Source organism: Candidatus Pelagibacter sp. (genome assembly GCF_052049775.1).
Taxonomy (GTDB): Bacteria; Pseudomonadota; Alphaproteobacteria; order Pelagibacterales; family Pelagibacteraceae; genus Pelagibacter.
Window position 1 is genome coordinate 18,980 of record NZ_JBNGZH010000004.1, and the last position, 13,895, is coordinate 32,874.

Below are 13,895 nucleotides of genomic sequence, written 5' to 3' on the forward strand. Positions count from 1 at the left end.
TATGGATTATATAAACGCGATTGTACTTTTATTAAATTATATTTTTGTACCAGCATTAGCCTATGGATCTCAATTAGCTTTGGGTGCAATTTTTGTAACATTGATATATGGGATCTTAAGGTTCGCAAACTTTGCTACAGGAGATATGATGTCTTTTGGAACCATGGTTACAATTTTGTTTACATGGTATTTTCAATCTTTAGGAATAAGCTTAGGCATTTTACCAACTGCTCTCATCGCGATTCCTTTTGCTATTATATTTATGGTTGGTTATATGCTTTTGACAGATAAATTTGTTTTTAAATATTATAGAGTAAGTAAAAGCCCCCCTGTTCAATTAGCAATGGTGAGTATTGGAGTAATGTTCGTTACCCAAGCCGTTGTTCGAATAATCATTGGCCCTTCTGATAGAAGATTTTTTGATGGTGAAAAATTCTTGATTAAAGCTGGCGAGTTCAAAGAAATAACAGGTCTTAACGAAGGCCTCGCAATCAAATCCACTCAAGTAATTACAATTGTTGTAACATTAATTTTAGTTTCAACTCTTTTTTGGTTTTTAAATAAAACAAAAACAGGAAAAAGTATGAGGGCTTATTCTGATAATGAAGATCTTGCATTGTTGTCTGGAATAGATCCAAAAAAGATTGTTATGATTACATGGATAATAGCGGGAGTTTTAGCTACAATTGGTGGAGCATTATATGGTTTAGATAAAAGTTTTAAACCATTTACTTATTTCAATAATATGCTCCCAATTTTTGCTGCAGCTATTGTTGGCGGTATAGGAAATCCTTTTGGTGCATTTTTAGGTGGATATGTAATCGCATTTTCTGAAATTCTTTTAACTTATGCATATAAAAAATTTTTCATGTATCTATTGCCTGAAAGTTTAGAGCCAAATACTTTAGTACAATTACTATCAACAGATTATAAATTTGCAGTATCATTTTCAATTCTTGTCATTGTACTGCTTTACCGACCATCTGGAATTTTCAAAGGAAAAATATTGTGAGAAAAAATTTAAATGTAATTGCAGCTTATACTATAATGATGGGATTAATTTTTCTTGTTGGAATTTTTCAATCTTGGAATATAGCTTTATCAATCTTCAACCTTTGTTTGATTTCAGCGGTCATGACAATGGGCGCTAATATTCAATGGGGTTATGCTGGTCTTATTAACTTTGGTATAATGGGCTATACTGCTCTTGGTGGTTTAGCTGCAGTTTTAATCTCTGTTGATCCCGTTCAAGAAGCATGGAGCGCAGGTGGATCTAATATTCTATTAAGTCTTTTACTAATAATAGGAATGGTATTAGCTGTTAGATACGTACTAAAAAAATATGAAAAATCAAAAGTTAGAACCTATATTATTGCAAGTATTATAATTGCAGGAATAATAATCATTAGATTTGTATCTGAACCTGGGATTGAGGCAATAGAGGAAGTAGATCCAGCAAAAACAGGATTTCTCGGCGGATTTGGTCTTCCAATTATTTTTTCTTGGATCGTTGGTGCTCTGTTTGCTGGTGGGTTAGCATTTGTAATTGGTAAAGTTGCCTTGGGTTTAAGGGCAGATTATTTGGCAATAGCCACTTTATTAATATCAGAAATTGTTATTGCAATAATTAAACATGAAGATTGGCTCACCAGAGGTGTAAAAAATGTTATTGGATTGAAGCGCCCTGCACCTTATGAGGTAAATTTACAACAAACAGATTGGTTTATAAATTTAGTAGAAAAATTTAATTTAAGTCAATTGAATTTAATTACAGATTCAACTGAGAGACAAGCTGCTCTAAATCAATTTGTCATTGAAGGATCATCAATTTTTGTAAAACTTTTTTATTCAGGTTTGTTTTTAATTGTTGTTATCATTCTATTAATTTTAACTCAAAAAGCTCTGTATTCTCCATGGGGTAGAATGATGAGAGCTATTAGAGACAATGAAGAGGCAGCAAATGCAATGGGCAAAAATGTGGTGAAACAACATTTGCTAATTTTTGTTTTAGGTTCAGCTATAGTTGGGATAGCTGGTGCCATGTTAGTAACCCAAGATGGATTATTTACACCAGGCAGCTACAGACCTATGCGTTATACTTTTTTAATTTGGGTGATGGTCATAGTGGGTGGTAGCGGTAATAATTTTGGTGCAATTCTAGGAGGCTTTGTGGTTTGGTTTTTATGGATTGAGTCAGCACCTATTGGATTATATTTAGTTAATTTAACAACAGCTGGTCTAGCTGACACTCATTTCTTAAAAGTTCATTTAATTGAAAGTGTTCCATATTTTAGATTTTTAATGATGGGAATAGGCCTGTTATTGATTATGAGATATAGACCAAAAGGTATACTTCCAGAAAAAATAGAAATAAAATAAAAAGATGAAATATATAATTTTAGGTGCAGCCTTTGCTTGGGCTTTATATATGGCTGATAAATATTTATTTTTTTAAAAAAAACCCCCAACATAAAAATGTCAGGGGTTTTAATTTTAAGATAAATTATCTTTGTTTTTTAGTTTTGAATTTTCCGCCTTTAACTTCTTGTTCTAAGAAAGAACCTTCAGCTTCACCGACACTAGTAAAAGTAACACCTGTTGCACCTTCGTAGTCAACTTTTTTACCTTTAGCTAATAAATCTAAACCTTTTTTAAGTTCACCTGGATAAATTTTTGTTCCAGGACCGTTTGCAACATCCATCACATTTTTTGCAATTGATGCTCTATCAGCTGAATTACCTGCTTGCATTGCTAAAACAATTAAAGCGGCTGCATCGTATGACTCACCAGTGTATGGACCGGAACTATCAATACCAGCAGCTTTTGCTACGCCAGCAAAAACTCCAGCACCTTTTCCAGTTGATCCCGGCATTGAACCAAAAGATTTTCTTAAATCTTTTCCAAATGCATCAACTAATGATTGACCGATCATACCATCTGACAAAATAAATCTATCAAATGCACCAGAGTCTAAAGAAGCTTGAATAATACCTTTTCCACCTTGGTCAAGATATCCAATAACAGCTACTGCATCACCACCTGCTGAAGCTAGTGTTGCTACCTCAGAAGAGTAATCTGCTTTTCCATCTTCATGAGCATTTACTGTAGTCACTTTTATTCCGTGAGCTTCTACTGCTGCTTTATAAACATCAGCTAAACCTTTACCATAATCGTTGTTAGTATAAGTAATAGCGACGCTTTTTACTTTTCTATCTTTAGTAATATCTGCAAGGATTTGTCCACCTCTAGCATCTGATGGAGCAGTTCTAAAGAAATACCCCTTATCATCTAAAGTTGTTAATCCTGGAGATGTTGCAGAAGGTGAAATCATTACCACACCATTTGGTACAGCAACATTTGATGCAATAGCACCTGTTACACCTGAACAATCAGCACCCATGATTGCAGCTACACCTTGTGCAATAACACCCTCAGCTGCTGCTGTTGCTGCTGCTGAGTCAACACAAGTTGAGTCCGCTCTTACTACTGAAATTTTTTCTCCACCTAATAATGAACCTGAGTCAGATGCTTCTTTAAAAGCAAGCTCTGCAGATGCAGCCATAGCAGGTGTAAGAGATTCTATAGGACCAGTGAATCCTAAAATTATTCCCATTTTTACTTCTGCAAAAACATTTGTTGTAAAACTTGATACAAATATAAATGCAGCAATAATTAATTTTCTCATTATATTCCTCTATTTGTTAACAATTTATAAAGACTAAATTAAATCCTATTTATATAGATTTTCAACCGCCAAATTATCTTATTTTATAATGTGTTTATTTCAACTAGACTGATTATTAAAGATTTTAAACGATTTTAATGAAGTCTAATAAAATTCAACCACAATTTATAAAAAATTATAATCCTAGAATAGGATTAATTGCCTTAGCCACAGATTTTATAATTGAAAAAGATTTTATCAAAATAATCAAAGATAGAAATATAGATTTTTTTGTAAATAGAATTGAATGTTACAATCCTTTATCAAAAGAAAATTTAATTAAAATGTCTGAAAAAGTTACGGATGTTACAAAAAATATTTTACCAGATGAAAACATAGATTGTGTCGTATATGGATGTACTTCTGGAACTATAGCTGTTGGACATGATACTATAGAAAGAAAAGTCAAAGAAGCGAAACCAAAAGCAAAAATTACAACGCCCAGTACCGCAGCTATTAAAGCATTAAAAAAGTTAAATATTAAAAAAATAGCAATATTTACTCCTTATAGTAAAAAATTAAATGATGAGGTTATAGATTATTTTTCAAGTCAAGGTTTTGACATCGTTGCAAATACTTATCTAGATATTGCAGCCGACTACGACATCGGAAAAGTAGATCAAAATTTTTTATTTAAAACTTTATCACAAATTGAAATCAAAAATGCTGATGCCCTATTTATTTCATGTACAGCTTTACCAGTTTTAAATATAATCGAAAAATTAGAGAAAAAATTAGGTAAGCCTGTCATTACAAGCAATCAATCATTAATTTGGGATACATTAGAAAGTATTGGAATGAATAAAGATATTCAAGGCTTTGGAAAATTATTTAATTTAGATCAATGAGTCTTTTTACAAAAGAAGAATATAGCAATAGATTAAAAAAAGTTCAAAAAATGATGCAAGATAAAGGCATCGAATTATTAATTTCTCACGATACAAATAATATAAATTACTTAACAGGTTATGATGCTTGGTCTTTTTATTATGCTCAATGTACAATAGTTCATGTCAATGCTGATGAACCTTTATGTTTTGTTAGAGATCAAGATGCAGGGGGAGCTTATCTTAAGACATATTTAAAGAAGGAGAATATAATCGTATATGATGAACACTACATTCACACTTGGCCTAAACATCCTTATGATTATTTAGTAGAGATAATAAAGAATAAAAAATGGGATAAGCTTTCTATTGGTTTAGAGATGGATGCTCATTATTTTACGGCATTCTGTTATCAGAAAATTAGAGATGGTTTACCAGATGCAAATATCAAAGACTCTGAAAGATTAGTTAATTGGGCTCGTTTGGTAAAATCAAATACTGAAATAAATTTTATGAAATCTGCCGCAAAAATTTCGGAAGTGGGGATGAAAAAAGCTTACGAAGTGATAAGTCCTGGGGTTAGACAATGTGATGCTGTTGGTGAAATTCAAAAAGCTTTGTTTTATGGAACACCTGAATTTGGTGGAGAATATGCAAGTATTGCAACATTACTTCCTACCGGAAAAGGAACATCTGCTTCACATTTAACAGCAACACAAGATAAATTTATTGATGGTGAGGCTACAATTATTGAACTTTCTGGAGTGTATAAACGTTATCATGCGCCGATGGCCAGAACCATTTTACTTGGAAAACCTGATCAACTTAAAATTGATACGATGAAGAAAACAATTGAGGCACTTCAAGCAGGAATTGATGCAACGAAACCTGGAAATACTGTAGATCACGTTGCCCAAGCATTTTGGAAAATATTAGATAAATATGGAATAGAAAAAAAATCTAGGACAGGTTATTCAATTGGAATTGGCTATCCACCAGATTGGGGAGAACATACTTTAAATATTTATAAAGGCGATATGACAATTTTGGAGCCTAATATTTGTTTTCACATGATAGCAGTTATGCAATTTGGTGAATGGGGTGTTGAAGCATCAGAAGCAATTAGAGTTACAGATCAAGGAGCAGAATTATTTTGTAATATGTCTAAAGAACTTCACGTTAAAAGCTAGTTATTAAAGGTTGAAATTTATTCTTACAAATGTTTAAAAGTTGATTAAAATTATGGCTCTTAAAAAAGATTTCGTCAAATTCGATAAAGTAGATAAAAGCTATGACGGTAAAGTTTTAGTTGTTAAGGATCTTCAATTAGATATTGAAGAAGGTGAGTTTGTAACTATGTTAGGACCCTCAGGTTCTGGAAAGACAACTTGCTTAATGATGCTGGCAGGATTTGAAACACCGACAAATGGTGAAATATATTTGGATGGTAAGGCTATCTCAAGTATACCTCCACATAAAAGAGGTATTGGAATGGTGTTCCAGAATTATGCGCTATTTCCTCATATGACAGTTTATGAGAACCTTGCCTTTCCATTAAGAGTTAGAAAAATTCCAAAAGATGAGGCAGATAAAAAAATTGATAAGGCATTATCAATGGTTTCACTTCAAGGTTTTGCATCAAGGATGCCAGGGCAATTATCAGGTGGTCAACAGCAAAGGGTGGCTGTGGCAAGATCATTAGTATTTGACCCCCAACTAGTTTTAATGGACGAACCTCTGGGAGCTTTAGATAAAAATTTAAGAGAGAGTATGCAATATGAAATTAAACATATACATGAAAACATTGGTGTAACTGTTGTTTACGTAACCCATGATCAAAGTGAAGCATTAACCATGTCAAATCGTATTGCTGTTTTTAATGATGGAAAAGTTCAGCAGCTTTCAAGTCCGGATGAGCTTTATGAAAAACCTGTAAATTCTTTTGTTGCTGAATTTATTGGAGAAAATAATACTTTTGTGGGTGAGGTTTCAGATATTTCAGGTGGTAAGTGTAAGGTTAAAATAGCTAACACAGATATACTTGCAAATCCTATTTCTGTAAAAGGTAAAGGTGAGAAAACTAAGATTTCTTTAAGACCTGAAAGAGCATTAATTAATCCAAGTGATCAAATGGACAATATACATTCTGGAAAGATCGAAGAAGTAATATATCACGGAGATCATACAAGAGTTAGAATAAATCTTTTAGGCAACAATCAATTTATCTTAAAGGTTCCTAATAGTTCAGCCAATTTGGATATCAAGCTTGGCAAAGATATCAAGATAGGTTGGAACAGTGAAGATGCTAGAGCGTTAGATCCTTCTTAGACCACCAATATATTGCTAAATTAACTAAAATGGGCTGTTGACTCTTATTATCGATCTTGTTGTAATTGATTTTTATAAAAAACGTTTAAACGGAGGAAAAATGAAAAAACTAAGTAAAGTATTACTAGCTATTTCTTTTGTACTTTCACTAACTACTTCAGCATTTGCAACAACAGTAACTGCAGTGTCATGGGGTGGGGCTTATACTGAGTCTCAAAAGTTAGGTTATGGTGATCCTACAGCTAAAAAACTTGGCATAAATATTGCCTGGGTTGACTATTCTGGTGGATTATCTGAGATTAAAGCACAAAAAGAAGCTGGTAAAATCACGTGGGATATAATGGACGTGTTTGCAATGGATACTATTACTGGATGTGATGAAGGATTATTTGTTGAATTTGATTTTGACAAAGACTTCCCACCAGCTCCAGATGGAACTCCTGCAAGTAAAGATTTCTTTACTGCAATGCCAAGTAAATGTGCTGTAGGAAATATTTTATATTCTTGGAACTACGCTTATAACACTGAAAACGTTAAAGGTACTCCAAAGACTATCAAAGATTTCTTTAACACAAAGAAATTCCCTGGAAAAAGAGCTATCTACAAAAGCGCTTTAACTAATTTAGAGATCGCTTTAGCTGCAGATGGTATCAAGCCAGGTAAAGGCGGAGCAAAAATCTACAAAGCTTTAGAAACAGAAAAAGGTGTTGAAAGAGCAATGAACAAGATCAAAGAATTATGTACAGATCCAAAAGGTGGATGTGTATTTTGGTCTGCAGGTGCTCAACCACCAGAACTGTTAGTATCAGGTGAAGTAGTAATGGCTACTGGTTGGAATGGTAGATTCTTCAATGCAGAAATTGGAGAAGGTGCACCAATCAAACAAGTTTGGGACGGCCAAGGTCTTGACTACGAATATTTCGTACAAGTTAAAGGTGGACCAAACGATGCTAATGGTATGGCTAAAAAAGCTTTAGCTATGATGACTAGTTCTGAAATGTTAGCAGGAAGTGCTAAATACATCGCATATGCCCCTTGGAGAAAATCTTCAATTGGTATTATGGAAAAAGGTGAGCCTTGGTATAAAGATGGTAAGACTAACATGGTACCACAAATGCCAACTGCACCGGCTAACACTAAAAACTACTTCCTAGTAGATCCAATTTTCTGGGCTGATAACGGAACAGAGCTTGGTGAAAAATGGGAAGCTATGAAAGCTGGTCTATAATTTAAGTTTTAAAGAACTAAATTATATATTATAATTTAAGGGCGGTTATTTATAACCGCCCTTTTTATTTATGAGCTCAGAAACAAAACAAATCTTAACTACAGACGGAATACCCTTAGAGGTTAGTCTAAAAAAAGCGGAAAAAAAGAATAAGATCAAAGCTTTCTTGCTAGTTGCTCCTTTATTATTTTTTTTAATTATCACTTATGTTTTTCCAATAGGTGACATGTTGTTCAGAAGTGTTGATGATAAAATGGTAACACAAATGTTACCCAAAACATTTAAAGCAATGGAAAACTGGGATGGTCAAGAGTTGCCAGATGAGGAAGTTTTTGCAGCATTTCATGAGGACTTTATAAAACTAGTTGAAGATAAACGAGAAGGTAAACTATCTACTCAATTAAATTACACTAAAAATGGATTTAAAAGTATTATTAAAAAATTAAGAAGAGCATCTAAAAAATTTGAAGAGGGAAACTATAAAGAACAAATAATGGCAGTACACAAAAGATGGGCTGATGTTGAGTACTGGAGAGCAATCCAAAGAAGAGCCCCTGAATTTACAGGTCAAAAATATTTAAAAGGAATGGATATGTATGTAAATGAGGAAGGGAAAATAGTAAGCGTTGAAGAAGATAGGAGAATTCACAGAGTATTATGGTTAAGAACTCTGGAGATTGCATTCTTTGTGACTGTCTTTTGTTTTTTGATGGCTTATCCAATAGCCCATTTGTTAGCTACTCTGCCAATGAAATATAGTAACTTATTAATGATCTGTGTGCTGCTTCCGTTTTGGACTTCATTACTTGTAAGAACTGCCAGCTGGATGATTTTGTTACAACAACAAGGTATTGTAAATGATTTCTTTGTTGGAATAGGATTAGTAGCTGACGATAATAGACCTGAGATGATGTATAACAAAACAGGAAGTTACGTTGCTATGACACAAATATTGCTGCCATTTATGGTGCTTCCGCTATACAGTGTAATGAAAACTATCTCACCTAGCTTAATGAGAGCTGGAAAATCGTTAGGCGGAACGCCTTTTGTAGCATTTTGGAAAGTTTATTTCCCATTAACAATCCCAGGAATAGGTGCAGGCTGTTTATTAGTATTTATTTTAGCGATAGGTTATTACATCACCCCAGCCTTAGTTGGTGGAGCATCTGGGACTTTAATAAGTAACCAAATTGCTTTCCACATGAAAAGCACTCTTGATTGGAGCTTTGCATCAGCCATGGGATTAATGTTGTTGAGTGGAGTACTGGTAATTTATTGGCTTTATAACAAACTAGTTGGAATTGATAATATTAAATTAGGATAATCAAATGGCTTTACCAAAATATACTGAACCACATTATAGAATTTGGCATTATATTTATCTTACAATTTGTGGTGCTGTTTTCTTTTTTTTAATTGCACCTTTATTTGTAATTTTTCCATTATCATTTAATGCAGAAGAATTTTTGAGTTTTTCTGATGGAATGAAACGTCTAGATCCTGATGCGTTTTCTTTAAGATGGTATAAGGATATGATTTATGGAACAAAAAATCCATGGGGATTAGCAGCTAAGAATAGTTTTATCATTGCAATTTTTGCAACAATAGGATCAGTAATACTTGGGACAGTTGCGGCTTTAGGATTGAGCAGCAGACATATGCCTTATAAAGGATTAATAATGGCAGTGTTAATTTCACCAATGATTGTTCCATTAATTATTTCTGGTGTTGCAATATTTTTCTTTATGGCAAAAGCGGGTTTAGCAGCAACTCATACAGGAATAGTATTAGCTCATATTATATTAGGAACACCTTTTGTTGTAATAACAGTCACCGCTACTTTGTCGGGGTTTGATCATAGTGTAACAAGAGCAGCTGCAAGCTTGGGAAGTGATCCAGTAAATACTTTTATGAAAATTACCTTACCATTAATTTTACCTGGAGTAATTTCAGGTGGGTTATTTGCATTTGTAACTTCGTTTGATGAAGTTGTAGTAGTTTTATTTTTGGCAGGATTAGAAAATACGACGATCCCAATTCAAATGTGGACCGGTTTACGAGAGCAATTAAGTCCAACAATATTAGCTGTTGCGACTTGTCTAATTATATTATCAACATTAATATTAGTGACTGCTGAGCTTTTACGAAGAAGATCTGAAAGACTCAGAGGTATTAATCGTTAGAAAAATAATTTCATGAAGATAAAGAATGTAGTAGTGATAGGGTCTGGAACAATGGGCAGTGGAATAGCAGCTCATTTGTGTAATGCCAATATACCTGTAACTCTTTTAGATTTAAAAACTGAAATAAGTGAAAATGCCAGAGAAAGAATTCACAAATCTAGACCACCTTTATTAATTGATAAATCTAAAATTAAAAATATTAAAGTTGGTAATATTGAAGATGACTTCTCAGTAGTTGAACAAGCTGATTGGGTTGTTGAGGCAGTTGTGGAGAGAATTGATATCAAACATCAAATTTATGAAAAAATTTTTAAAAGTAGAAAAGATGGCGCGATTGTTTCCTCCAACACTTCTTCAATACCTATTAAAGTTTTATCTCAAAATTTAAATAAAGAACAAAAAAAAGATTTTTGTATAACTCATTTTTTTAATCCTGTCAGATATATGGGTCTTTTGGAAATTGTTAAAAATGAAGACAATGACCTAAATAAAATAAATCAATTAAAAGAATTTTGTGAACTTGAGCTTGGAAAAGGAGCCATTGTTTGTAACGACACTCCAGGTTTTTTAGGTAACAGAGTTGGTGTTTACGCTATGCAAATAGCAATGACTGAAGCATTTAAAATGAAACTTTCTGTAGAGGAAGCGGATGCAATATTTGGCAGGCCAATGGGTATTCCAAAAACAGGTGTTTTTGGGCTTTATGATTTAATTGGCATTGATCTTATGGCTGATGTTTTGAAAAGTTTTATCAAAGAGTTACCTGAAACAGATGAATTTCATGAGGTTGCAAAAGAAATTCCTTTAGTAAAAAAATTAATTGAAACTGGATATACAGGTAGAAAAGGTAAAGGTGGTTTCTACAGAATGAAGAAAACTGATAGTGGCAAAGTAATGGAAGCTATCGATCTACAAACTGGAGATTATTCTCTAAGCAAAAAAATTGACATAAAATCTGACAAAGTTGACCTTAAAGGTCTAATTAATAGGAATGATAAATATGGAGAATATGCTTGGTCAGTATTAGAAAAGATTATTAAATATGCTTCATCATTAGTTCCTGAAATAACAAAAGAATTTAATGATATTGATGAGGCTATGAGATTAGGGTTTAACTGGGCTAAAGGACCCTTTGAAATGCTAGAGGAAATAGGTGTTAAGAACTTTTTCGAAAAAGTTGAAAATTTTAAGGGCAATAATTTTTTAGAAAATTTAAGTAAAACAAAAAATGAAAATTTTTATGGTGAAAGGCAAAAATATACATCAATAGAAACTCTGGGTAAGGTTAAGAAAACAGCAACGAGTATTGATGGAAATAGTTCAGCATCTATTTATAGATACAATGATTATAATATAGTTGAATTTACCACCAAAGCTAATGCATTAGATTACGACTCAATGGATGCATTAAAGAAAGCAACCGACAAGCCTTTGATTATAATTAATGAAAGCATGCAATTTTCTGCTGGGGTAAATTTAACTTATACAATGGAATTCGCTGACAAAAATGATTTTAAATCAATTGAGAAATTTATTAAATATTTCCAAGAAACATGTAAACATCTTAAGTATTCTAAACACCCAGTCATATCTGCACCATCAGGACTTACTTTAGGAGGTGGATTTGAAGTTTTAGTACAAAGTAATTTTGTTGCCTCTCATACAAATATTGTAATTGGCCTAGTAGAAACTATCGTAGGTCTAATTCCAGCTGGTGGAGGTTGTAAAGAAATGTTAGCTAGATGGTTAGATACAGAACAGGCAAAAAAAGATCCAAATTATGCACCATTAAAAGTTTTTGATATCATTGGCTATGGAAAAACAGCAACATCACCTGTTGAAGCTGAGCCATTGAAATACTTACTGCCTGAAAATAAAAAAATTATGAATAGAAATAGTTTATTAGAAGTTTCAAAAAAAATCTTAGATGAAAACAAAGATTTTAAAGCACCTAACGAACTTAAGTTTAACTTACCTGGTAAAGCAGTTATTGGAAAAATGCATAAAATTTTAGAAAAACTCTATAATGATAAAATAATTTTAGATCATGGGGTAGAGGTTGCAAAAGAATTAGCTTTCGTCTTAAGTGGTGGAGACACGACTATGGATAAAGTGTTGACAGAAGATGATTTATTTAAATTAGAGTTAGATGCTTTTATGAGATTAATTGAAACTCAAAATACTCAAGACAGGATTAAACACACCTTGGCTACTGGTAAACCTTTAGTCAACTAACATCTTAATAGAATTTATAAAGTCAGGTCTTAGAACATACTCAGATTTATTTTGATATTTTATTTTTTCTAGTGCTTCTATCCCATAAATCACTTTCCCAATCGGTGTATATTCACTCTCATATAATGGCTCATCTTTGAGTGTGATGAAAAATTGACTATCTTCAGTATTATATTTTTGTGTTCTTGCAAGACCTACACTTCCTCTTTCATAGTTAAATGGGACATCTACTTCTGAGTTTATGGTTCCTAATCCTGATTGTCCTGTTCCGATTTTTCCATAATCAATATTTCCTTTTTTACCAAATTCCAAATCACCTGCCTGTACAAGGCTGTCTTTAATCACTCTATGAAATGCAACATCGTTGTAAGCCTTAGATTTCACCAATGTTTTAAATCTTTCAACTGAATTTGGAGAAATATTTGGATATAATTCAATTATTACATTTCCACATTCAACATTTAAAATTGCGATATTATTTGGCTTATCAAAAGAAAGTTTTTCTGGATTATAATTCTTAACAAATAAGCATTTATTCTTTATTAAAAAAAAAGAACTTAGAGAAAAAATAGCTAGAGATATTAAGAAAAAAAATATTATCTTTTCTGACCTTGAAGCTTTAATTTTTTTAATCATAAATCGAAATTTTGATCAATTTTAAGCAACCCTGATTTGATAAAATCTATCTTTTTTTGAAGAATAGGATCAATTTGTTTTGGCAAATTCCCATGCATTAAATGAGAAAAAACTTCTGCCATATCTTCAGAAGCGGTTGATTTTGAATATTCAGTAATAAAACCATAAGTTTTAGAATAAGTATCAAGACCTATTTTTTTTGTGCAAGTAGAACATTTTGCATAATTAAAGCTATCTGAATTGAAACTTGACCAAGTTTTTTCATTAAAAATTTCCTTAAAACTATCATTGATTATATGAAAGACTTCATGATGTAATACTCTTTCAAAATATTTATTATTAAATTTAATATCAATAATAAGAGTTTTCATTACATTGTCAGGTATTCCAGCAGTATTAATTCCTGAAATTGATAAATCTTCACAAAGAACAATATATTTTAAATTTATTTTTTTTAAAAAACTTCGAGAATATCTTTTTAAATTTCTTTCTATAATTTCGTACTTTTGATCTAAATCTTGTTTTGATGATTTAAAACAATTAATATTGTTATCTACCCCAATCGTAAAGGGTTGTTTAGCGTAAAGATATCTAAGACTATTGGAAGTTTTAATATTATAAATTTCAAGATTTGGGATCTTAATCAATTGATAAATCGTATCTGCCTGCACAGAAGAAATTAAAAATAAATATAATAAAATGAACTTAAATAATTTCATAATAAGTATTATTGA

General features: G+C 32.1%; 12 protein-coding genes. 9 read left to right on the plus strand and 3 right to left on the minus strand.

All coding sequences use genetic code 11. The annotated features are described in order from the left end of the window. The first annotated feature begins 1 nt into the window (after position 1). Together ACTT83_RS00295 and ACTT83_RS00300 are read left to right on the plus strand one after the other, a co-directional pair. Positions 2 to 1,012 (plus strand): branched-chain amino acid ABC transporter permease, encoded by a 1,011-nt coding sequence (locus tag ACTT83_RS00295; RefSeq protein ID WP_440918269.1) that lies wholly within the window; start codon positions 2 to 4, stop codon positions 1,010 to 1,012. Positions 1,013 to 1,047: 35 nt separating this feature from the next. Then, positions 1,048 to 2,379 carry a branched-chain amino acid ABC transporter permease gene (locus ACTT83_RS00300; RefSeq protein WP_440918351.1) on the plus strand — a complete coding sequence of 444 codons (1,332 nt, stop codon included), beginning with the start codon at positions 1,048 to 1,050 and terminating at the stop codon, positions 2,377 to 2,379. 124 nt (positions 2,380 to 2,503) lie between these two features. Here ACTT83_RS00300 and ACTT83_RS00305 read toward each other — a convergent pair whose 3' ends face one another. After that, the gene (locus ACTT83_RS00305; RefSeq protein WP_440918270.1) at positions 2,504 to 3,685 is read right to left on the minus strand and encodes an ABC transporter substrate-binding protein; all 1,182 of its coding nucleotides are present in this window, start codon (positions 3,683 to 3,685) and stop codon (positions 2,504 to 2,506) included. Positions 3,686 to 3,822: 137 nt separating this feature from the next. Between ACTT83_RS00305 and ACTT83_RS00310 the strand changes: the two genes are divergently transcribed. From ACTT83_RS00310 to ACTT83_RS00340, 7 genes are all read left to right on the plus strand, one after another. Then, positions 3,823 to 4,572, plus strand: coding sequence for a maleate cis-trans isomerase family protein (locus tag ACTT83_RS00310; protein ID WP_440918271.1), 750 nt, complete (start codon positions 3,823 to 3,825; stop codon positions 4,570 to 4,572). Beyond that, positions 4,569 to 5,741, plus strand: coding sequence for a M24 family metallopeptidase (locus ACTT83_RS00315; RefSeq protein WP_440918272.1), 1,173 nt, complete (start codon positions 4,569 to 4,571; stop codon positions 5,739 to 5,741). The genes ACTT83_RS00310 and ACTT83_RS00315 overlap by 4 nt, the downstream gene beginning before the upstream one ends. Before the next feature lie 52 nt (positions 5,742 to 5,793). Next, the gene (locus ACTT83_RS00320) at positions 5,794 to 6,879 is read left to right on the plus strand and encodes an ABC transporter ATP-binding protein (RefSeq protein WP_440918273.1); all 1,086 of its coding nucleotides are present in this window, start codon (positions 5,794 to 5,796) and stop codon (positions 6,877 to 6,879) included. A 100-nt stretch (positions 6,880 to 6,979) separates the two neighbouring features. Further along, complete coding sequence (locus tag ACTT83_RS00325; protein WP_440918274.1) at positions 6,980 to 8,107, plus strand: extracellular solute-binding protein; 1,128 nt, start codon at positions 6,980 to 6,982, stop codon at positions 8,105 to 8,107. 70 nt (positions 8,108 to 8,177) lie between these two features. Next, on the plus strand, positions 8,178 to 9,431 hold the full coding sequence (locus ACTT83_RS00330) for an ABC transporter permease subunit (protein WP_440917176.1): 1,254 nt from the start codon (positions 8,178 to 8,180) through the stop codon (positions 9,429 to 9,431). 4 nt (positions 9,432 to 9,435) lie between these two features. After that, complete coding sequence (locus ACTT83_RS00335) at positions 9,436 to 10,290, plus strand: ABC transporter permease (protein ID WP_440916118.1); 855 nt, start codon at positions 9,436 to 9,438, stop codon at positions 10,288 to 10,290. 12 nt (positions 10,291 to 10,302) lie between these two features. After that, positions 10,303 to 12,525 (plus strand): 3-hydroxyacyl-CoA dehydrogenase NAD-binding domain-containing protein, encoded by a 2,223-nt coding sequence (locus ACTT83_RS00340; RefSeq protein ID WP_440918275.1) that lies wholly within the window; start codon positions 10,303 to 10,305, stop codon positions 12,523 to 12,525. On the opposite strand, the gene ACTT83_RS00345 is transcribed toward ACTT83_RS00340, so the two are convergent. Both ACTT83_RS00345 and ACTT83_RS00350 read right to left on the minus strand, forming a co-directional pair. Next, positions 12,514 to 13,161: a peptidylprolyl isomerase gene (locus tag ACTT83_RS00345; protein ID WP_440918276.1), complete on the minus strand. Its 648-nt coding sequence runs from the start codon at positions 13,159 to 13,161 to the stop codon at positions 12,514 to 12,516. The genes ACTT83_RS00340 and ACTT83_RS00345 overlap by 12 nt on opposite strands. After that, positions 13,158 to 13,880 carry a putative zinc-binding metallopeptidase gene (locus tag ACTT83_RS00350; protein ID WP_440918277.1) on the minus strand — a complete coding sequence of 241 codons (723 nt, stop codon included), beginning with the start codon at positions 13,878 to 13,880 and terminating at the stop codon, positions 13,158 to 13,160. The genes ACTT83_RS00345 and ACTT83_RS00350 overlap by 4 nt, the downstream gene beginning before the upstream one ends. Positions 13,881 to 13,895 lie beyond the last annotated feature (15 nt).

Bases quoted from the DNA above. Each gene is read 5' to 3' on its own strand.
- ACTT83_RS00305 (WP_440918270.1), bottom strand. From the start codon at position 3,685: ATGAGAAAATTAATTATTGCTGCATTTATATTTGTATCAAGTTTTACA.
- ACTT83_RS00350 (WP_440918277.1), bottom strand. From the start codon at position 13,880: ATGAAATTATTTAAGTTCATTTTATTATATTTATTTTTAATTTCTTCT.
- ACTT83_RS00330 (WP_440917176.1), top strand. From the start codon at position 8,178: ATGAGCTCAGAAACAAAACAAATCTTAACTACAGACGGAATACCCTTA.
- ACTT83_RS00340 (WP_440918275.1), top strand. From the start codon at position 10,303: ATGAAGATAAAGAATGTAGTAGTGATAGGGTCTGGAACAATGGGCAGT.
- ACTT83_RS00300 (WP_440918351.1), top strand. From the start codon at position 1,048: ATGATGGGATTAATTTTTCTTGTTGGAATTTTTCAATCTTGGAATATA.
- ACTT83_RS00345 (WP_440918276.1), bottom strand. From the start codon at position 13,161: ATGATTAAAAAAATTAAAGCTTCAAGGTCAGAAAAGATAATATTTTTT.
- ACTT83_RS00315 (WP_440918272.1), top strand. From the start codon at position 4,569: ATGAGTCTTTTTACAAAAGAAGAATATAGCAATAGATTAAAAAAAGTT.
- ACTT83_RS00295 (WP_440918269.1), top strand. From the start codon at position 2: ATGGATTATATAAACGCGATTGTACTTTTATTAAATTATATTTTTGTA.
- ACTT83_RS00310 (WP_440918271.1), top strand. From the start codon at position 3,823: ATGAAGTCTAATAAAATTCAACCACAATTTATAAAAAATTATAATCCT.
- ACTT83_RS00335 (WP_440916118.1), top strand. From the start codon at position 9,436: ATGGCTTTACCAAAATATACTGAACCACATTATAGAATTTGGCATTAT.
- ACTT83_RS00325 (WP_440918274.1), top strand. From the start codon at position 6,980: ATGAAAAAACTAAGTAAAGTATTACTAGCTATTTCTTTTGTACTTTCA.
- ACTT83_RS00320 (WP_440918273.1), top strand. From the start codon at position 5,794: ATGGCTCTTAAAAAAGATTTCGTCAAATTCGATAAAGTAGATAAAAGC.